Origin of the sequence: Geomonas ferrireducens (assembly GCF_004917065.1) — a bacterium.
In the GTDB taxonomy this organism is placed as follows: domain Bacteria; phylum Desulfobacterota; class Desulfuromonadia; order Geobacterales; family Geobacteraceae; genus Geomonas; species Geomonas ferrireducens.
Genome location: NZ_SSYA01000001.1, coordinates 703,228 through 722,438, shown reverse-complemented (window position 1 = coordinate 722,438; position 19,211 = coordinate 703,228). Strand labels below are relative to the sequence as shown.

21 protein-coding genes and 1 tRNA gene are annotated in these 19,211 nt (G+C 60.6%); 11 read left to right on the top strand and 11 right to left on the bottom strand.

Annotation, left to right across the window (positions count from 1 at the left end):
* Nucleotides 1–6 precede the first annotated feature (6 nt).
* The 3 genes from E8L22_RS03195 to E8L22_RS03185 all read right to left on the bottom strand — a co-directional run bounded on the left by E8L22_RS03195 (nt 7) and on the right by E8L22_RS03185 (nt 2,384).
* Nucleotides 7–1,347 carry a TolC family protein gene (locus E8L22_RS03195; RefSeq protein WP_136523811.1) on the bottom strand — a complete coding sequence of 447 codons (1,341 nt, stop codon included), beginning with the start codon at nt 1,345–1,347 and terminating at the stop codon, nt 7–9.
* A 23-nt stretch (nt 1,348–1,370) separates the two neighbouring features.
* The gene (locus E8L22_RS03190) at nt 1,371–2,006 is read right to left on the bottom strand and encodes a TetR/AcrR family transcriptional regulator (RefSeq protein ID WP_136523810.1); all 636 of its coding nucleotides are present in this window, start codon (nt 2,004–2,006) and stop codon (nt 1,371–1,373) included.
* Nucleotides 2,007–2,308: 302 nt separating this feature from the next.
* Nucleotides 2,309–2,384, bottom strand: a tRNA-Asn gene (locus E8L22_RS03185).
* A gap of 293 nt (nt 2,385–2,677) precedes the next feature.
* Between E8L22_RS03185 and E8L22_RS03180 the strand changes: the two genes are divergently transcribed.
* The 4 genes from E8L22_RS03180 (at nt 2,678) to E8L22_RS03165 (ending at nt 6,881) form a co-directional block, all read left to right on the top strand.
* Nucleotides 2,678–3,307 carry a cation transporter gene (locus tag E8L22_RS03180; RefSeq protein WP_136523809.1) on the top strand — a complete coding sequence of 210 codons (630 nt, stop codon included), beginning with the start codon at nt 2,678–2,680 and terminating at the stop codon, nt 3,305–3,307.
* A 161-nt stretch (nt 3,308–3,468) separates the two neighbouring features.
* Nucleotides 3,469–3,897: a large conductance mechanosensitive channel protein MscL gene (gene mscL / locus E8L22_RS03175; RefSeq protein WP_136523808.1), complete on the top strand. Its 429-nt coding sequence runs from the start codon at nt 3,469–3,471 to the stop codon at nt 3,895–3,897.
* A 43-nt stretch (nt 3,898–3,940) separates the two neighbouring features.
* Complete coding sequence (locus tag E8L22_RS03170) at nt 3,941–5,215, top strand: OmpA family protein (RefSeq protein ID WP_136523807.1); 1,275 nt, start codon at nt 3,941–3,943, stop codon at nt 5,213–5,215.
* Nucleotides 5,216–5,510: 295 nt separating this feature from the next.
* Nucleotides 5,511–6,881, top strand: a complete 1,371-nt coding sequence (locus E8L22_RS03165; protein WP_136523806.1) for an OmpA family protein — start codon at nt 5,511–5,513, stop codon at nt 6,879–6,881.
* Nucleotides 6,882–7,029: 148 nt separating this feature from the next.
* Here E8L22_RS03165 and E8L22_RS03160 read toward each other — a convergent pair whose 3' ends face one another.
* The 6 genes from E8L22_RS03160 to E8L22_RS03135 all read right to left on the bottom strand — a co-directional run bounded on the left by E8L22_RS03160 (nt 7,030) and on the right by E8L22_RS03135 (nt 11,098).
* Nucleotides 7,030–7,683 (bottom strand): hypothetical protein, encoded by a 654-nt coding sequence (locus E8L22_RS03160; RefSeq protein ID WP_136523805.1) that lies wholly within the window; start codon nt 7,681–7,683, stop codon nt 7,030–7,032.
* Between the two features lie 89 nt (nt 7,684–7,772).
* Nucleotides 7,773–8,354 carry a putative metallopeptidase gene (locus E8L22_RS03155; RefSeq protein WP_136523804.1) on the bottom strand — a complete coding sequence of 194 codons (582 nt, stop codon included), beginning with the start codon at nt 8,352–8,354 and terminating at the stop codon, nt 7,773–7,775.
* Nucleotides 8,351–8,650 (bottom strand): cytochrome C, encoded by a 300-nt coding sequence (locus tag E8L22_RS03150; RefSeq protein WP_136523803.1) that lies wholly within the window; start codon nt 8,648–8,650, stop codon nt 8,351–8,353. Before E8L22_RS03150 ends, E8L22_RS03155 begins: the two co-directional genes overlap by 4 nt.
* Before the next feature lie 203 nt (nt 8,651–8,853).
* Nucleotides 8,854–9,630, bottom strand: a complete 777-nt coding sequence (locus E8L22_RS03145) for an acyl-CoA dehydratase activase (RefSeq protein WP_136523802.1) — start codon at nt 9,628–9,630, stop codon at nt 8,854–8,856.
* Nucleotides 9,631–9,770: 140 nt separating this feature from the next.
* On the bottom strand, nt 9,771–10,754 hold the full coding sequence (locus E8L22_RS03140) for a 2-hydroxyacyl-CoA dehydratase family protein (RefSeq protein ID WP_136523801.1): 984 nt from the start codon (nt 10,752–10,754) through the stop codon (nt 9,771–9,773).
* A gap of 5 nt (nt 10,755–10,759) precedes the next feature.
* Nucleotides 10,760–11,098, bottom strand: coding sequence for a hypothetical protein (locus tag E8L22_RS03135; RefSeq protein ID WP_136523800.1), 339 nt, complete (start codon nt 11,096–11,098; stop codon nt 10,760–10,762).
* 149 nt (nt 11,099–11,247) lie between these two features.
* Between E8L22_RS03135 and gcvT the strand changes: the two genes are divergently transcribed.
* The 7 genes from gcvT to E8L22_RS03100 all read left to right on the top strand — a co-directional run bounded on the left by gcvT (nt 11,248) and on the right by E8L22_RS03100 (nt 18,197).
* A complete protein-coding gene (gcvT, locus tag E8L22_RS03130; RefSeq protein WP_136523799.1) occupies nt 11,248–12,339 on the top strand; it encodes a glycine cleavage system aminomethyltransferase GcvT in 1,092 nt (363 codons plus the stop codon).
* Between the two features lie 50 nt (nt 12,340–12,389).
* Nucleotides 12,390–12,761 (top strand): glycine cleavage system protein GcvH, encoded by a 372-nt coding sequence (gcvH, locus tag E8L22_RS03125; RefSeq protein WP_136523798.1) that lies wholly within the window; start codon nt 12,390–12,392, stop codon nt 12,759–12,761.
* A gap of 2 nt (nt 12,762–12,763) precedes the next feature.
* Nucleotides 12,764–14,101: an aminomethyl-transferring glycine dehydrogenase subunit GcvPA gene (gene gcvPA, locus E8L22_RS03120; RefSeq protein ID WP_136523797.1), complete on the top strand. Its 1,338-nt coding sequence runs from the start codon at nt 12,764–12,766 to the stop codon at nt 14,099–14,101.
* Nucleotides 14,092–15,531 carry an aminomethyl-transferring glycine dehydrogenase subunit GcvPB gene (gene gcvPB, locus E8L22_RS03115; protein ID WP_136523796.1) on the top strand — a complete coding sequence of 480 codons (1,440 nt, stop codon included), beginning with the start codon at nt 14,092–14,094 and terminating at the stop codon, nt 15,529–15,531. The genes gcvPA and gcvPB overlap by 10 nt, the downstream gene beginning before the upstream one ends.
* A 222-nt stretch (nt 15,532–15,753) precedes the next feature.
* Nucleotides 15,754–16,563, top strand: a complete 810-nt coding sequence (locus E8L22_RS03110) for a lipoate--protein ligase family protein (protein ID WP_136523795.1) — start codon at nt 15,754–15,756, stop codon at nt 16,561–16,563.
* On the top strand, nt 16,563–17,459 hold the full coding sequence (gene lipA, locus E8L22_RS03105; RefSeq protein WP_136523794.1) for a lipoyl synthase: 897 nt from the start codon (nt 16,563–16,565) through the stop codon (nt 17,457–17,459). Before E8L22_RS03110 ends, lipA begins: the two co-directional genes overlap by 1 nt.
* Before the next feature lie 264 nt (nt 17,460–17,723).
* Nucleotides 17,724–18,197 (top strand): response regulator, encoded by a 474-nt coding sequence (locus tag E8L22_RS03100; RefSeq protein ID WP_136523793.1) that lies wholly within the window; start codon nt 17,724–17,726, stop codon nt 18,195–18,197.
* Between the two features lie 140 nt (nt 18,198–18,337).
* Here the strand turns inward: E8L22_RS03100 and E8L22_RS03095 are convergent, their stop codons facing one another.
* Entirely contained in the window at nt 18,338–18,667 is a 330-nt protein-coding gene (locus tag E8L22_RS03095) for a carboxymuconolactone decarboxylase family protein (RefSeq protein WP_136523792.1), read from the bottom strand.
* A gap of 19 nt (nt 18,668–18,686) precedes the next feature.
* Nucleotides 18,687–19,208 (bottom strand): flavodoxin, encoded by a 522-nt coding sequence (locus tag E8L22_RS03090; RefSeq protein ID WP_136523791.1) that lies wholly within the window; start codon nt 19,206–19,208, stop codon nt 18,687–18,689.
* Nucleotides 19,209–19,211 lie beyond the last annotated feature (3 nt).

Below are 19,211 nucleotides of genomic sequence, written 5' to 3'. Positions count from 1 at the left end.
TCCTCGTTATGGTTCGATGCCCAGGAAGAGCCGGTACGCCTTTTCGGTGTCGCCCAGGGCACGGGCGAGCGCGATCTTCGCCTCGACGTGCTGCGCGAGGGCGTTCAGCTCGTTGTCCCGTGCCCGCGCCAGCGCGTCCTGCGCCGTCACCACCTCGATGTTGTTGGCCACGCCGTTTTTGAAACGGTCGCTCGCGTACTGCAGTTCCTTCTCGGCGAGCGCGAGCCCCTGCCGTGCAGTGAGCACCTGGTCGTCGGCGGAGTTCAGGTTTAAAAGCGCCTCGCGGATATCCTGCTCCACCCCGAGCTTCAGGTCGGCGATCTGCTCCTCGTTCCGTTTGAGCCGGCTGTCGAGCTCCATCCGCTCACCCTTGCGGTCGTGGTCGAAAAGGTTCATCACCATGTTCACCTGGATCATGCCGGAGGGGTCGAGCTTGCTCATCTCCTGGCCGCTCGTGCCGTAGTTGCCGCTCAGGACGATCCTCGGGAGGTAGCGGGAGCGCGACGCCTTCATCTGCTCATCCAGGGAGGCGCGTTGGGCGAAAAGGGCGCGGTAATCGGGGCGGCTCTCGAGTGCCGCCTGCACCGCCTGCTCGAGCTGCGGCCCCTCCAGTTTCTTGAAGGCGAGCGTGTCGGTGAGGGCGATGGGGGTGCCGAGATCGAGGCCGATGCCGCGGGCAAGGGAGAGGCGGGCGAGTTCCGCGTTATTGCGGGTGACGAGGAGGTACTGGCGGTCGTTGGCTAGCTGCACCTGGGCGCGCAGCACGTCGAGCCCGTCGGCGATTCCCGCGGCTCGCTGGTCGGAGGCAAGCTTTTCCAGCACCTCCGAGGTCTCCACCCGGCTCTTGGCGGTCACGACCCGCGCCTCGGCGTACGCCGCGTTGATGTACTGCACGGCGACCTGGCGGATCACCTGGCCGCGCACGTCCCGGTAATCAAGCTGCCTCGCCTTTTGCTCCTGCTCGGCCGCCTTGATGGCGTGGTAGCTCTGCAGGTCGAGGATGTTCTGGTCCGCGTAGATGCGGAAGTCGTAGCTCGTGAAGGGGCCGACCACGGCGCGGGCGTTGGGGAGGGTGATCCCCTGCGCGCTGAGGTTCCTGGTCTGCCAGGCGAACGGGGTCTCCAGGCGCAGGTGCGGCAGATAGTTGGCGAGCCTGCGTTCGCGCGTCCCCTCGGCTTCGTCCGCCCGTGTCTTCGCGAGGAGCGCATTGAGGTTACTATCGAGTCCCCGGGTGATCGCCTGGTCCAGCGACAGGGGGAGGGGAGGGGGGCTCTCGGCGTGCGCGGCCTTGGCAGCCGACCAGAGCGCCAGGGAGACGGCCAACACTTTCATGATCTTTGCAGTCATGGCGTATCCTTTGTTGCCTGTCGCTACTTGGGCAGGACTCCGTTCACGAACAGTTCGATGCTTCTTTTCATGCTCTCTTCCAGCGGGTCGACCGGAGCGAGAGACCAGGTGATCATGGTGCCGAAGATCATGCGCTGGAACCCTTGGGCGATGTCGAAAGCGGAGAGGTCGCTGCGCAACTCTCCACGCTCCTGACGGTGCCCGACCAGCAGCGCGAGCTGTCGAACGTTGCCTTCGATCGCCTCCGCCATCCGTTTTTGTACCGTGTCGCTCGCAAACACCGCGGTCAGCAGGCTTTGGATCAGGCCCGGACTCTGCCCCTGTTCGATGGTCAGCGTGAGGGCGAGCTCCAGCAGAAGTGGGGCAAGCGGGCGGTCCGACTTGCGGTTCGCTGCCACGAAAGCGGCCACCCTCTCCATCTGCAGCTCGCGGTAGTTGAGGAGCACGCTTTCTTTGTTTTCGAAATAGTTGAAGAAAGTACCCTTGCCGACGTCGGCGGCGGCGGTGATCGCCTCGATGGTGGTGGCGTTGAAGCCGCGCTCTGCGAAGAGTTTGAGCGCGGCCCGAAAGATCTTCTCCCTGGTCTGCTCGCTCCTCTTGGCCCTGCGCCCGGGCTGGGCCGGGTTGGAAGGAGTCACCTGTTCCACATTGTGAGTCATTGCGGTCTCCTTGTTTAAAAATGACCATCGGTCAGGAATGACTGTAGGTCATGTTTGGCCCTTTGTCAAGCAGTCGGGAAAAAAATTGCAGTGAGGTTGCGGCAGAGACGGAACTGGGGAACGCGCGTGGCATTTGGAAGAGCAGGGGAGAACGAAAAAAGAGAAACCAGGACGTGTGTGATCGATCGCAGAGAGAAGCGCTTTTCCGTACAGGCCGGGAGGAGAGAGGACTCAGCGGATGGTGTCGCTAGGCAGAAAGCGAAAAGGGCTTACAGTGATTAGCTGTAAGCCCTTGAATTTGGTGGCTCCCGAGGTAGGACTCGAACCTACGACACACGGATTAACAGTCCGCTGATCTACCGACTGATCTACTCGGGAATATTGGGTTCTTCGCCCTGTGCCGCGAAGAGATTACGTGTATAGCATAGTGGTTTTTGGCTGTCAATAATATTTCTGCTGCTCTTTCCATCCAACCGGCAACTTTTTTTGAATACAACAAACACCTCTCTGGGAGCCGCGGCGAAGGGGCTGGTTGCATAGCGCGGCTCCCTCGGATGACTCAAATAGTGTCGAAGGAAGTTAACCGCACCCCTGTTGACTTCAAGCGGGCCAACAAGATATATTCAGGTTCTGTTATGCATCACCGATGACTGACTTTCACAAGGATTCCCATGACCTCGCAAACAGAACGACTCTACCGCACCGCCGCTGTCCTCGCCCTCATCACCATTTTCTACAACATCCTTGAAGGGGTCGTGTCGGCGTGGTTTGGCTTCGAGGACGAGTCCCTCGCGCTTTTCGGCTTCGGACTGGACTCCTTCGTAGAGGTCGTCTCGGGCGCCGGGATCTGGCACATGGTGCGCCGCCAGAGGAACAACCCGGATCGAAATCCGGACGAGTTTGAGCAACGGGCGCTCAGGATCACCGGCTTCAGCTTCTACGTGCTGGCGGTCGGGCTACTCGTCACCGCCGCCTACGATACGCTAAAGCTGCATGCTCCCACCACCACCTTCTGGGGGGTGATCGTCTCCTGCGTTTCCATCGCCTCGATGTGGCTGCTGATCCGGCAAAAGGTGAGGGTAGGCAATGCCCTTGGTTCACAGGCCATACTTGCCGACGCTGGCTGCACCCGCGTCTGCCTACTCCTCTCCGTGATCCTGCTCGTCTCTAGCGTAGGCTACCAACTAACCGGCATCGGCTGGCTCGACTCGGCCGGCGCCTTGGGCATCGGCTGGTTCTGCTTAAAGGAGGGAAAGGAGGCTTTCGACAAGGCGAAAGGCATCCCATGCTCATGCAGTTGAAGCAGTGCTGGTTAGCCGGTGGCTAACCTGGATCCAGAGTTGTTGGCAGTAGCCGTGTTGTCAGAAAAAAAACGACCACTCTTGCAGGTCATGAGAAAGGGTGCTACTCTTTTTTAATGTGAAACTGATGTTTTTGTTTTTAACAAAAGGAGGGGCACCATATGCTTGAGGAGTTCAAGAAGTTCGCGCTTAAGGGAAACGTCCTTGATCTCGCCATTGCCGTTGTCATCGGCGCGGCCTTCGGCAAGATCGTCAGTTCTTTCGTTGCAGACATCATTACTCCCCCCATCGGAAAGCTTCTGGGCAACATGGATTTCTCCTCCCTGTTCCTAAACCTCTCCTCCACGCCGGTCCGCTCCGTTGCGGAAGCAAAGGCTGCCGGTGTCCCGGTCATCGCCTATGGCCTTTTCCTAAACTCCATTTTCGATTTTATCATCATCGCTTTCGCCCTTTTTCTCGTCGTGCGCCAGATAAACAGGATGATGCCGGCTCCTCCTCCCCCGGTGACCACCAAGGAGTGCCCGCACTGCTGCACGATGATCCCGGTGAAAGCTACCCGCTGCCCCAACTGCACATCGAACCAGGACTGACGCTTTAGCCTGCGTTACCTGGAAAATACCAAGGAGGTCCCTGATGAAAAAAACTTTGCTGCTTCTTCTTGCTCCGGCTTTGATGCTGGGGGTCCACACTGAGGCCCGTGCCGCGGTCAAGGCGGAATCTTTCTCCCTCTCTCCCTACGTTGGCGGCTTTACCTTCATCGGTAAAGAGCATCTGGAGACGATGCCTGTTTACGGTCTGCGTGCCGGCTACAACTTCACCAAGAGCCTCGGCCTGGAAGCCGTTTTCGATTACGGCAGCACTGAGGGCAAGAAAAACAGCGGCATAGGGGATGGCGTAGACGTGTACAACTACCACCTCGACGCCCTGTACCATTTCATGCCCGACTCCCAGTTCGTGCCATATGTCGCCGCGGGCTTTGGCGGGCAGTCGAGGAATTATCCGGGACCTGCGCACACCGACCGCACTTCCTTCAACTACGGCCTGGGCGCCAAATACTTCCTGAGCGACGCGATGGCTCTTAGGGGGGATGTGCGCCACTTAGTGCTCAGGGATGACGGAGAGGCGTTCCACAACCTGGAATACACCGTGGGGATGGACTTCATCTTCGGCGGTGTCAAAGAAGCCCCTGCTCCTGTCGCAGCCCCGGCTCCCGCTCCCGCACCCGCTCCTGTAGTCGTGCCTCCGCCCCCGGCGGCGCCTACCGACCGATTGACCATCTCCCCGGCTTCGGTCACCAAGGGAGAGACGGCAACCCTTTCCTGGAACTCGGAAAACGCTACCAAGTGCGTCATCGAGCCGGGGATCGGTCCGGTACCGGTTTCCGGGACCATGACCGTGACTCCGGACTCGACGGTGTCCTACAGCCTCGTTTGCGACGGGGCCGGCGGCACCGCCAAGAGCCTCGCCAACGTAGACGTGGTCGCTCCGCCGCCTGCACCTGTACCGGCCCCTGTCGTCGTGCCCCCGCCGGTCGTGGCTCCCGCACCGGAACCGGCCAAGCTGTGCAAGCCGACGGTGATCAACATCCACTTCGATACCAACAAGGCCGATATCAAGCCGCAGTATCATGACGAACTGAAGGCGCTGGCCGACTTCCTTAAGGAATTCCCCAATGCGAAAGGGACTATAGAAGGTCACACCGACAACGTAGGGGACAAGGCGGCCAACATGAAGCTCTCGCAGCGCAGGGCGGAGAGCGTGCGCAACTACCTGATCAAGAATTTCGGCATCGCACCGGATAGGGTTAAGGCCGTTGGTTACGGCCCGACCAAACCGGCAGCCAGCAACAAGAGCGCGGCAGGAAAGCAGCAGAACCGCCGCATCGAGTCCAACTTCCGCTGCGACTAGACGGCAGCGGCTGAATACGTAAAAAGGCGCCCCTTGCCGGCAAGGGGCGCCTTTTTTATTGGATCAATACCGCGGATTTGATGGAAGAGCAACATGCGCAGACTGGCAGTGCACGTTGACGAAGCATGTGAGGTGCGGGATAAAGGCGCCCTTGCCGCTTAGCCTTTCGTGCGGAGTCTGTGCCGGTTCTTTGTTGCACGTCGCGCAAAGGGTGATAGCCTATCCCATGTCTTTTTCCAGGGGTGAAATAGAGGAGGAAGGCGAAATCAAAGCCTAACAACATAGGAGGTGTCAGATGAAAAAGTACCTGCTGTTTGTTCTGGTTCCGGCGCTGTTGTTCACCATGCTTCCAAAGGCTCACGCAGAAGTGAAGGCTGAAAGTTTTTCGCTCTCCCCCTACATCGGCGGCTACACCTTCATAGGCAAGGAGCACCTGGAGACCATGCCGGTTTACGGCCTGCGCGCGGGGTACAACTTCACGCGGCATTTCGGCCTTGAGGCGGTCTTCGACTACATCTCGACGGAAGGAAAGCGCAACAGCGGTATCGGCGATGTCGACGCCTACAACTACCATCTCGATATGCTCTACCACTTCATGCCGGAGGCGCGACTTGTCCCATACGTCGCCGCCGGCTTCGGCGGTCACTCAAGGGAGTACGAGGGAGGCGCCGACATGTCGCGTCCCGCCTTCAATTACGGAGTCGGTGCGAAGTACTTCCTGACCGAAGCGATGGCCCTTAGGGGGGATGTGCGGCACCTGATCCTGAGGGACGATGGCGAGACGTACCACAACCTCGAGTACACCGTAGGGGTGGACTTCGTCTTTGGTGGGGTAAAAGAGGCCTCTGCCGCCGCCGAGGCGGCTCCGGCTCCGGCTCCGGTCGCCGAGGAACCTCCGCTCGAGCCGGTTCCGGCCGCCGAGCCTGCACCGGGCCGCTACAAGTACTGCGTCACCCTGCACGGCGAATATGACATCAACCGGGCCGTGGTCCGCGAGGAGGACAAGGAAGAGATAGCCGTCGTCGGTGAGTTCATGAAGAAATATCCCACGACTACCGCGGTCCTCGAGGGGCACACCGACAACGTAGGGGCTCCCGAGTACAACCTCGAGCTCTCCAAGCGCCGCGCCGAGTCGGTAGTCGATTACCTCGTCAAAAACTACGGCATAGACCGCTCCCGGCTCGAGGCGCGGGGGTACGGCATGTCTCGTCCGGTGGCACCTAACACCACCGACGAGGGACGCCAGGCCAACCGCCGCGTCGAGGCCATCATCGACTGTGCCTTCGACGTGAAAGAGGTCAAGCCTCCCGAGCGGCTCTGCATGGGGCTCGTTGTCGACTTCGATACCGCCAAGGCGGATATCAAGCCGCAGTACCGGGACGAACTGGCTAAGGTCGCCGACTACATGAAGAAGTACCCGACTACGACGGCGGTCATCGAAGGGCACACCGACAACGTGGGTGGCTATGACTACAACATGAAGCTCTCGCTCGAGCGTGCCGAGAATACGGTGCGCTACCTCGTGGACAACTTCGGTATCGAGAAGAGCCGGCTTTCCGCGAAGGGGTACGGCTACACGCGGCGCATCGCCTACAACAACACTGCCGAGGGGCGGGCCAAGAACCGCAGGATCAACGCAGTCATCGACTGCGTGGTGAAGAAATGAGCCCGGGTGGAAAAATCTGAAACCGGAGCGAAATAAAAAAGGGGAAGCCGTTGGTGGCTTCCCCTTTTCCTTTCTTTGATTAGCCGCTGGCCGCAAGTCTGCGGAGGGGGCTGACATCGGGAACGCGCCCCGCCCTAGCTGCTTTCCCTTAGCCGATCTCCTTGGTGATCAGGCGCTGCACTGCGCGGAGCATCTCGTCGACGTCGGCGGTGCGGTAGCGTTCTCCCTGCCCGCTGATGAAGTCGGCCTTCATGTAGCACCAGTCCTTCACCCGCTGGTAGGTCCCCACCTGGTAGGCCTTCGCCTGGTAAAGCGCCTCGTTCATCTCCTCGGTGCTGCCGACGGGAACCCCCTTGCTGCTGCAGATGAGCATCAGGAATTGTTCAAGGAGAACCGAGGCAAGGATGCAGGCGGTGTGTTTGTCCCCACGCTTCAGGAAGTCGGAGGTCCTGCCGCTCAGGTACTCCAACACGGCATGGTCCAGGAAAAGGCGGATCTCGGTGAGTCCCCCCTGCTCGAACTCGGCCCTCGCCGACTGCACGATGGCACGGCAGTTGTCGAAGCTTTCCTTGTAGGTGATGTTGATGATCTTCGCGTAGATCGACTGGAAGTTGCGGTAATAGGCGCTTTCCTCGCCGAAGACCTGCTGCAAAAGGCTCAGGGCGGAGTTGGCCCAGTCTTGGAAAAGCTTGGAGTCGACGGTGGCGGCGATGTCGTTTATGAGCTGCGAGGAACTGACCTTTTTGGCCTTTTCCGCGAGTTCGTCGAATTTTCTGCTGATGGTGTAATCGAGCTTAAGCATGCGGTCTTGCTCCCCTCTGGGGTTGCGGTCCGTGAACGCCACATAACTTATAGTTTTGACGGAGAAAAGTCAACGGGCGATGCCCGGCTTCATGCCGGGGAGACGCTGATGCGGGGAGCCTGCAGCCTGCGCCCCACGATGGCGCTGTGCCGGGAGCGGAGTTCAGCCAGGTCCCCCTCGAGAAAGGCGAGCCCGCTGCGGTCCGGGGTCGCCTCCAGGTAACGGTCGACCAGCTGCCCCATGAAAAGGTTGTAGCTCCTGGTGGAAGAGCCGTGTGCGTAGTTCCTGCCGGGAAAACGGCGGATGTCGCCGTTGCATGCGGGGGAGATGTGGTACAGCTCGTGGAAGATGGTGATCAGCTTCTCCCGGAAAGGAAGCTCGAGAAAGCGGGGGACCAGGAAGTAGATGACGTAGAGCATCTCTTCGCCGCGGTGGGTGATGCTCGGCATGGTGCACAGCACGCTGCGCCGGCCGCGCCGCGCCTTGACGGAGCGCTCCCCCCCTTCAAAGCGCAAGGGGTGGATCTTAGCCAGGCTCCCGCCGCGGCTGGCCCTGCCGCTGGAGACGCAGACCAGGAGTTTCTCCGGGGCGATGTGTTGCAGCTCCGGGGTGCGGGCGACTATATCGCAGATCAGCCGCTCCAGCTCCCCGGTCAGGTTCAGCGTGGTCATTGCACTCCGGACAGTTTCAGTTTGTGGCAGAAGAGGCAGCGCATCGGTCCGTCCTTCGGTTTAACCGGGTGTTTGGCCGGGAACGGGATGCCGCCGGGTTCGGTGTTGTGGCAGGCCGGGCAACCCTTGTCCGCTTCCATCTTGCTGCCGGTCTTTTTGAACAGCTCATAGGACGCTTTGTGGGCATCGTCGAGGGGGACCCGCTTGGTCTTCTCCTCGCCGGAAATGAGATAGAAAACGAGAAAAACGACGGCTACCAAGCCGATGAAGATCATGTCTTTCTTGCCGATACGCATGTACCCTCCGGGGATTGAATGTAGCGGCGAGGTTAAACGGGCCGCTTCGAAAATTCAAGCAAAAACAAACGGCCTAACGCAAAGACGCAAAGCCGCGGAGACGCAAAGAGAACCTTTTGAAGGTTTTAAATCCTGAGGCTTTTCATGCCTTCTTAGCGTCTTGGCGCCTTCGCGTCTTTGCGTTAAAGCCTTGAAGCCTTTGCTCAGCCGTTCGAGGCGCAGCCGATGGCCCCGTTGTGTTGGGGATGTTTCGGGATGATGATCTCCATGCCGCACTGTGCCCGCAAAAGGGTGATCATGGCGCCGTTCAGGGCGACCCCGCCGGTGATGACCAGGGTGTCGGAAGGGAAGCGCTTCAGCATCGGCATGACCCGCTTCACCAAGGTGAGGTTCACACCGGCGCACAGCCGCGCTACCGGGTAACCGCGCAGGATCTGGCCAATCAACTCGCTCTCGCCGAAGATGCCGCAGGTTGCGTCCAGCGCCACCGGCTCGTCGCAGTGGGAGGAAAGCTCATCGAGGCTCACCTCGAGCACCGAGGCCATGTTCTCCAGGTAGCGGCCGCTCGAGGCGGCGCACTTGTCGTTCATGACGAAGTCGGTAAGGCGGCCCGCCACCACCTGGGCGACCTTGGTGTCCTGTCCACCCATGTCGAGCAGGGTGAAATCGCTAAGCCCCGTCTGGGTGCGTGCCCCGGCAACGTGCGCCTTTATTTCCGAGATGACGCGCGCCCCGTGCAGGTTGATGCTGTTGCGGCCGTAGCCGGTCACCGTGATCTGCGCCTCGCGCAGTTCTTCGGCGCTGAAGATGCCACTTCCTTCAAGGTCCAGGGAGAGCTCGTCGTCGACTATGCGGCCGTACTTCTTGTAAAAGGCAATGGTATCGAGATCGGCGAGGCGCAGGATCTCGCCGCCGCGCATGAGCGCGAACTTGGCCTTCCTGCTCCCCAGATCTATTCCTATTCTCAAAGCTTCTGACACCTGAACGGTTCTCCTGTCACTACCTGCTGGGCCACTCTATCTGAGTTGAGCGGCCGTCTCTTTTCTCGTCCCCGTTTGCTTGCCAATTCGGGACGTCATTGTATATTTGGTCACGGACTTGCCATCGCAGGAGGTCCGCTTCAGTTTCGATCCTCGAGCAATTCCAGAAAACCTTCCAGCCTGATCTTCGTCCTTGCGTCGACGTTGCCGGGCTTGTCACCTTCCAGCGTCATTACCGGGAGCTTGATGCTCTTTCTGAGCACCATGTCCTCGATCTGCCTGAAGCAGAAGGACTGCACATAGTGGATCACCCCGTCCACCTTCCTCTTTTGCAGCTCACGGCCGATGTCGTCGATGCGGTGGAAGATATCGTAGGGGTAGCTGTAGGCGCGGTACTGCTCCACCAGGTCCTCTATGCCGTATGGCATGCTGAACTGCCGCTGGGTCTCGTTGAAGACGACTCTCGCGCCGATTTCCTCGAGGAAGTCGTAGAGCCCGGAGACGATGGGGGGGACGCCGAGGAAGGCCAGCCTGATGGGCTCCTTTCTTTCGGGCCGCTGCACCGCCTCGGCCAGAAAGGCATCAACCTCGGCTTCGAAGGCGTCGAGGTCGCCGTTCATGTCGGAGGTGCAGACCTGGAAGTAGTGGTTCTCCTCGCCGGTGACCCGGTTCTCCTGCCAGGTAAGGCGGTCGATCTCATGCACCTTGACCCTGATCCGGTCCAGACGCTTCTTGGCGGCGTTCACCTCGTCCCAGCCGACGCCGAAATAAGACATGAGCTTCTCGATCTCGGCCTTGAGCGGGGCTGCCTCCCGGGTGCCGGGGTAGGCAAAGGGGTAGACGCGCACGCCGTTCAGCGAGAGCACCTCCATGAGGGCCTTCGTATAGCTGCAGTCACCTTCGGTCACGGCGACCATCTCGGTGATGCCGCTTGCAACCACGGAGCCGTAGATACCCTTGATCCAGGCGCATACGTTTCTGGGGAAGCCGGTCAGCTCGGCATCTTCTATCAGCGAGGCTTTTTCGGGATGGGTGATGAAGATGTTGTTCAGGTCGATGGGTGCCACCCCCGCCGCGACCAGGACTTCCAGCGGAATGGTGGTGGTAAAGCCTACTCTGCGCAAAAGTTCTACTCCGTCTTGATGAAGAATAAATAGATGAGGAACGCGCCGATGGCGAGCCCGCCGAAGGCGAATGGAAGGGTCGTGGAAAGGTTCAGCGAGTCCCCTTCCGCCGGCATGGTGTAGCGGACCAGGAGCAGCAGAGAGCAACTGGTGAACAACGCGGCGAGCACAAATTTAGATTTGCGGACCACGGCATAGAAGGTGATGATCAGGAAGCCGAAGACGAACCATGGGTTCGCGAGCGCGCTCTTCACGGTCAGGTGCCGCATGAAATCGACCATGTTTGCCGTTTCAAAGGGGGTTAGCTTTTGTGCAAGGTCTTGTAAGAAGGCTGATTTGTCCATTTCTTCTCCTAGCTCCGCTAGATTATATGCATATCGAGTAATTTGGCAAGAAGTTAAACCGGTAGCGCCTCCGGTGGCCTTGAGGCGCCGTTGACGTATCAACCGAGGCTGCCGACCGGAAAGTCGGACGGTTGGAAAGGAGTTCACCTATGGAAGATCTCAAGTCGACCCCTCTGCGTGCAGCTCACGAGGGCCTCAAGGCGCTCATGGCTCCCTTCGGGGGATGGCTCATGCCGATCCAGTACGCAGGGATCATCGCGGAGCACAGGTGGTGCCGGGAGAAGGCGGCCCTTTTCGATATCTGCCACATGGGCGAGTTTCTCTACAAAGGGGACATCGTCGCGGACGGGCTGGAAGGGGTCTTCACCTTTTCGGTAAAGGGGATCCCGGTCGGGCGCTCTCGCTACGGCTTCCTCTTGAACGAGGACGGAGGCGTGATCGACGATCTCATCGTCTTCCGGCTCGCCGAGGACGAGGCGATGATCGTCGTGAACGCGGCGACCACCGAAAACGACCTTTCCGTGATCCGCTCCCGCCTGAAAAATCCCGCCGTGCTGACCGACATCTCTTCCCGGACCGGCAAGGTCGACCTGCAGGGTCCGCTGTCGCGCGAGATCATGGTCCGGCACTTCGGCCCGCAGATCCTGGACATACCCTTCTTCAAATTCATCAGGACCCGCATCCTCGATGTCGACGCTATCGTGAGCCGCACCGGTTACACCGGCGAACTAGGCTACGAGATTTTCCTTTCCGCCGACAAGGTGGCCCGGCTTTGGGAGCTCCTGCTGGAGGAGCCGGATGTATCACCGGCGGGGCTCGGGGCGCGCGACCTGTTGCGCCTGGAGATGGGGTACTCCCTTTACGGCAGCGACCTAGACGAGGGGATCACGCCGCTTACCGCCGGCCTTTCCACTTTCGTGAACATGGAGAAGGAGTTCGTCGGCAAGGGGGCGCTGCAGCGCGAGCTGGCGCAGGGTTCTCCCCTGGCGAAGGTCGCCTTTCGGGTCGATTCGCGGCGCGCCCCGCGCCACCATTACGAGATCCTGCACGAAGGGGAAAAGGTGGGCAGCGTCACGAGCGGCGCCTTCTCCCCGATGCTTTCCTGCGGCATCGGTCTGGGGCTCGTGAAACCATCGGCCGCCGCCCTGGGGACGAGGCTCGTCATCCGTCACGAGCGGGTGGAGATGGAGGCGGAGGTGGTCGAGCTTCCTTTCTACACCGGCGGGTCGTTAAGGGCGTAAAAGGGGATGGGTCTGTTTGCTGAAATCCATGACAACGGAGGATAACCAAAATGGCAAAGTTCTTCACGAAGGAGCACGAGTGGGTAGAGGTGGCGGGTGGGCAGGCCACAGTGGGGATCAGCGAGCACGCCGCGCATGAACTGGGCGACATAACCTACGTCGAGCTTCCTAAGATCGGCAGGAGCGTAAAGCAGTTCGACACCCTCGCCGGGATCGAGTCGGTGAAGGCGGCAAGCGACATCTACGCGCCGATATCCGGCAAGGTGGTCGAGGTGAACCAGGCGCTCGACGAGGCTCCGGAACTGGTGAACCAGGGGGCGGAAGCCCAAGGATGGATCTGCAGGCTCGAAGGGGTGGACGAGGGGGAACTCGCCTCCCTCATGGACGCCGAGACCTACCGCACATACCTCAGAGGACTCTAGAGATGGGATACTGTCCGAACACGCCGGATGACATCCGGGAGATGCTTGCCGTGATCGGCGCGGGGAGTGTCGAGGAACTCTTCTCGTCCATACCCGCCGACCTCAGGGCGAGATCCTTCGATCTTCCACCCGGGATGTCGGAGCTCGAACTGACGCGCCACATGAAGGAGAAGGCGGCCGCCTGCGGCGCCGACGTCGTCCCCTTCATCGGCGGCGGCATCTACGACCATTTCATCCCCGCCGCCGTAGACCACTTGGCCTCGCGCGCCGAGTTCTACACCGCCTATACGCCGTACCAGCCCGAGTGCGCACAGGGAACCTTGCAGGCGCTCTACGAATACCAGAGCACCATCTGCCGCCTGACCGGCATGGAGGCCTCCAACGCCTCGCTCTACGACGGCGGCACCGCGGTCGCCGAGGCGGCGCTCATGTCGCTGCGCATAACGGAGCGGCACAAGGTGATCCTTGACGCATCAGTGAACCCGCTGCACCGCGAGATCGTCACGGGATACCTGCACGGCCTCTCCGCGGAAGCGGTGCAGGTGGAGCCGAAGGGTTGCGCCTCCGACCTTGACCGCCTCATGGCCGCCATCGATGGCGAAACCGCCGCGGTCATCGTGCAAAGCCCCGACTTCTTCGGCAACGTCCAGGATTTCCGTTCGCTGGCGCAGAAGGCGCACGAGCACGAGGCGCTCCTCATCGTCTCCTGCTACCCGATCGCCCTCGGACTCGTAGCGAGCCCCGGGGAGATGGGGGCGGACATCGCGGTCGGCGAGGGGCAGAGCCTCGGGAACCCGGTCTCCTTCGGCGGTCCGTACTTCGGTTTCATCGCCACCCGAAAGCGTTTCATCCGAAACCTCCCCGGACGCATCGTAGGCGAAACCATCGATCACCAGGCCAGGCGCGGTTTCGTCCTCACCTTGCAGGCGCGCGAACAGCACATAAAAAGGCACAAGGCGACCTCCAACATCTGCAGCAACCAGAGCCTGTGCGCCCTGCGCGGCCTGATCTTCTGCGCGGCGCTCGGTAAAAAGGGGTTCGAGGAGCTGGCCCTTTTGAACTACGACAAGGCGCAGTACGCGAAGTCGGTGCTCGGCTCGGTGAAGGGAGTGGATCTTCTCACCAAATGCGCCACCTTCAACGAGTTCACCTTGTCCCTTCCCACGGACGCCTCCGAAGTGGTACAAAGGATCCTCGAAAAAGGGGTGGCGGCGGGTGTTCCGCTCGGCCGGTACTACCAGGGAATGGAAAAGGCGCTGTTGGTCACCGTCACCGAAAAGCGGAGCAAGGATGAGATCGACCGCTTGGCGGTCCTGCTCGAGGAGGCCTTATGGAGCTGATATTCGAGAGATCCGTCTCCGGCCGTTGCGGCGTCCGGGTCCCGTTGAGCGACGTTCCCAAGGCGCCCCCCCTTTCCGAAGCGCTCAGGCGAAAGGAGCCGGTACGCCTTCCCGAGGTGAGCGAGCTCGACCTCGTGCGGCACTATACGAACCTTTCGCGCATGAACTTCTCCGTGGATACCAATTTCTATCCGCTTGGTTCCTGCACCATGAAATACAACAGCAAGATTAACGAGAACGTGGGTGGGCTCTTCGCGGGCTGTCATCCGGTGCTGGCCCTCATTCCCGGCGGGGAGAGCCTGGTGCAGGGGCCGCTCTCCCTCATCCACGGCCTCGAGCGCCAACTAGCCGAGATCACCGGGATGGACGAGGTGACCACCCAGCCGCTTGCCGGCGCCCACGGAGAGATGACCGGCATCATGGTGATCGCCGCCTACCACAAGGCGCGCGGCGACAACAAGCGGAAGTACGTCATCGTCCCAGATTCCTCCCACGGCACCAACCCGGCAAGTGCCGCCATGGCGGGCTACGAGATCGTCACCGTCCCGACCGCCCCCTACGGCGACATGGACCTCGACCTGTACCGTAAGGCGATGAACGAAGAGGTGGCGGCGGTGATGCTCACCTGCCCGAACACCCTCGGGCTCTTCAACCCGCACATCGCCGAGATCTGCGCCATAGCCCACGAGGCGGGCGCGCTCACCTACTACGACGGCGCGAACCTGAACGCTATCCTTGGCAAGGTGCGCCCAGGCGACGTCGGCTTCGACGTAATCCACGTGAACCTGCACAAAACCTTCAGCACGCCGCACGGCGGCGGTGGGCCGGGGAGCGGACCGATCGGGGTACGCGGAGACCTGGTGCGTTACCTTCCCACCCCGAGGGTGGTGCGCCGGGAGGACGGCAGTTTCACCGTCGAAGACCATCCCGAGGGGATCGGGCGGGTCTCCGACTTCTTCGGAAACTTCGGGATCATGGCGCGCGCCTATGCCTACATCACCATGCTCGGGCGCGAGGGACTCATCGAGGTGAGCGAGCAGGCGGTGTTGAACGCGAACTACATGATGGCGCGGCTCAAGGAGGAGTACGAGCTCCCCTTCGACCAGACCTGCATGCACGAGTGCGTCTTTTCGGCTGCCCGCCAGGTGGAACACGGCGTGCACGCCATCGACGTGGCGAAGTACCTGGTCGACCGAGGCTTCCATCCCCCCACGGTCTATTTCCCGCTCAACGTGAAAGAGGCGATCATGATCGAGCCCACCGAGACCGAGAGCAGGCAGACAATGGACGCCTTCATCGAGGTGATGCTAGAGGCGGCAAGGCTTGCGAGGGAAAACCCCGAGCGGCTGCACGAGGCCCCGGTCACGACACCGGTAGGGCGCCTGGACGAGACGCGCGCCGCAAGGGCTCAGCAGGTTTGCTGCGAGTGAGATGAAAAACTCAACGCAAAGACGCGGAGCCGCAAAGGCGCAAAGGAAAACCTTTTCGGATATATTTTCGTCCCCTCTCCCGCCGGGAGAGGGAGACGACAGGCTAGATGCTCATGGTGAGGTTAGTTGCATGAAAGTTTTGCCTGTTTCCCCCCAAGTTTCAGTTTTCTTTGCGTCTCCGCGGCTTTGCGTCTTTGCGTTAAGTTTGTGAGGTTTTAATTGATGTTCGAACCTAGAGCTACATGGCGACTTATCGATACCGGCCCCCTGGACGGCCCGGGCAACATGGCCCTGGACGAGGCGCTTCTCAACTGTTTCCAGCAGGACCCGGCGCGTCCGGTACTGCGCCTTTACGGCTGGAGCCCCGCCGCACTTTCCGTCGGGCGCTTCCAGGACGCGGCCGCGGCGCTCGACCTCGATCTCTGCCGGAAAGAAGGCGTCCCCGTGGTGCGCCGCATGACCGGCGGCGGCATCATCTACCACGCCGCCGAGGTCACTTACAGCATCGTATGCGCCCCCGACCACCTGGGGAGCGCCGGGGTGAAGGACGGATTCCGAAAACTCTGCGGATTCCTGCTCGGCACCTATGAACGGCTCGGGCTCGATGCCCGCTTCGCCGTCGACCTGAACCCCTCCGAGGAACGCCTCGGCGAGCGGACCGCCTTCTGCTTCGCCGGGAAAGAGGAGTTCGACGTGGTGGTGAATGACCGCAAGATCGGCGGCAACGCCCAGCGCAGGCTCTCGGGCGCCATCCTGCAACACGGCTCCATTCCGCTGGAAAGCCGGGTGCAGGAGGGACTGCGCTACCTGAAGGAGCCGGCCCCGGGGGCCGCACGTTCGGTGAGCCTCGCGGAGCTTGGGCGAAGGCCGGAACCGGAGGAACTGAAAAAACTCCTCGTGGCATCGTTTGAGGAGCGCCTGGGCGTTGAGCTCGCGGCGCAAGGGCTCACCCCTGAAGAGGCGGTTGTGGCGAAGAAGCTTGAAGAGCACAAGTACCGTTGCCGGCAGTGGACCCTAGAGGGACGCTGCTGATGCAGGAAAAGAGGGATAGGGTGGAAGTGGTGAATCAGTTGCGAAAGCCTGAATGGCTGCAGAAAAAGATTACTCCTACGGCCCACGCGGAGATGGAAGGGCTTTTGAAGGAGCTCAACCTGAACACGGTCTGCCAGCAGGCGCGCTGCCCGAACATAACGGAGTGCTTCCGCCAGCGGCAGGCGACCTTCCTGATCCTAGGGCGCGCCTGCACGAGGCTTTGTTCCTTCTGCTCGGTCTCGAAGGAAACGCCGCTTCCCGCGGAACAGGGGGAGCCGGCCGCGGTGGCTGAGGCGGTCTGCCGCCTGAAACTCTCCCACGTCGTCATCACGAGCCCCACCCGCGACGATCTTCCGGACGGCGGCGCCCGCCATTACGCCGAGACCGTTGCGGAAATCCGCAAGGCCTCTCCCGCGACCAAAATAGAACTGTTGATCCCCGACCTGCGCGGCGATCTGGAGGCCCTCAAGGTGGTGCTGGCAAGCGAGCCGGACATCCTCGGGCACAACCTGGAGACCGTTCCCCGGCTTTACGCGATCCGTTCCGGCGCCGATTATCAGAGGTCCCTGAAACTGCTGGCCGATGCGCACCGGCTGAGGCCGGATCTCAAGACGAAGTCGGGGCTCATGCTCGGGCTTGGCGAGGAGGAAGACGAACTCGTAGCCGTCTTCGAGGATCTGGTTGCCGCGGGTTGCAGCTATTTGAGCCTTGGTCAGTATCTCGCCCCCAGTCGGCAGCATTACCCGGTGCAGCGTTTCGTCGAGCCGGAACGCTTCGAGGCGCTGAAGGAAAAGGCGCTTATCGCCGGTCTCACCCATGTCGAAAGTGCCCCGTACGTGCGCAGTTCCTACCTTGCCGAGCGTTATCTCGCCGCCACTCCATCAGCTTCCCGCTGAGGGACAATAGACTTCCCGCCCATTGAGACGTTTTGAAAGTCCCCCTTTGCGAAGGGGGATTTAGGGGGATTTGCAGTTGGTTCATCAAAACCACGTGGGGAACGTGAAGGCCTCGGCGAATAATCATTCTCCCCGACAGTCCCTATCGGCAGCATTCCTACAATAAAATCATCTGCATCCCGCTATTCCCGATTCCCTTTCCCGCATATCCTGCGACCATGGGCACTGTAATGAATTGGCAGCTGACCGCCTCCAGGGGGGAATATGCGTGCATTGATTATCGAGGGGAGCGAGGCGAAACGGGTCTTGTTGGAGAAGATGCTGGCGCCTCATTGCGCAGTGGAATCTGCGAGGGACGCAGAGGAGGGATTGCGGAAGTTTATCGTGAGCTACCAGAGCGCCGATCCGTTTGCCATAGTCTGTACCGCCGTTGCACTTTCCGGAATGGGCGGGACTGACCTGGTAAAAAAGATCCGCCGCTTAGAAAAATACTGGCCCGAAGAGAAAATCTCGCCGCGCACCGTCTTTTGTGTCTTTCACGACCGTGTCGGGGAGGATCGGGTCGCCCTCGAGTTCCTGGGCGACCAGTTCATCTTCCACAACGCGACGCCGTTCGATAAGGTGGGACTCCTTTCCGCCATAGGATTCAGCCGTGGGGTCTGGTCCAGTTTTCGTACCCTTTCGGCGCGGGCCGCCGCCTCGGCAGCCGGGCAAAATGCAGTGCGGTGGTGGCAGTAACGTGAAGTCTTTATAGCGATTTCCAGCTGTGCAGCGGTGGCTGTCGCAGCTTGTTAGTAGCACGCGTTTCCTCTCCTTTTGCTCCAAGTTCCGCTCTAAAGGGAGCAGCCACTGGCCAAGGCCAGTGGCTTTTTTTGTCATCACTCCTGCATGCTGTCGATCACATGCTTTAGGTGGGCGAACCCAGAGGCTGCCGTAGGCCAGCCTGCGTAGAAGGCGATGTGCGTTATGGCTGCCACCAGCTCTTCCTTTGTCAGCCCGTTTTCCAATCCCTTTTTGAGGTGGAACTCCACCTGTTCGATCCGGTTCAGCGCCACGAGACAGGTGACCGTGATCAGGCTCTTATCCCGCGGCGAGAGTTCCGGGCGCTCCCATATTTCGCCGAAAAGGAAATCCTTGGTCAGTCTCGCGAACTCCGGTGCAACCGCCTCCAGATCGCTCATCCCTTTACCTTCTTCTTGCTTTGACATCGTCGCCTCCGTGTTTATCTCAAGCCGCCTCTGTTATGCCTAGCTTCTGCAGCCACTCCGACAGTTTCTGTCCGGCTCTTTTGACCTCTCCCCCGCGAATGGCGATGCCGTCGAGCACCGTCGCGCCCGGGCAGAGCTCCGCGATCTCCTTTGCGCTTCGCCCGAGACCAGTCCCTTCATGGGTGATGAACGGGAAGATGGCCTTGTCCGTCAGGTCGTGTCCTGCGAGAAAGGTCATCACCGGCGGCGCCACCGTATTCCACCAGTTCGGAGAGCCCACGAAGATGATGTCGTAATCGGCCGGGTCCGCTGCCGTTGCCTTCAGTTCGGGCCGGTGACGCGACTGCATTTCCCGCTTAGCCTGGGTGACGACTGTGTCGTAATCTTGCGGATAGGGGCGGGCCGGGATCAGTTCCAGCAGGTCGCCCCCAACCCTTTCGTTGATCTGTCTGGCGCATTCCCGCGTATTGCCGGAATGAGAGAAATAGACGGTCAGTGCCTTCCAGCTTCCTATGTTTTCCTTGCTGCTGTTCTTGCTCATCGA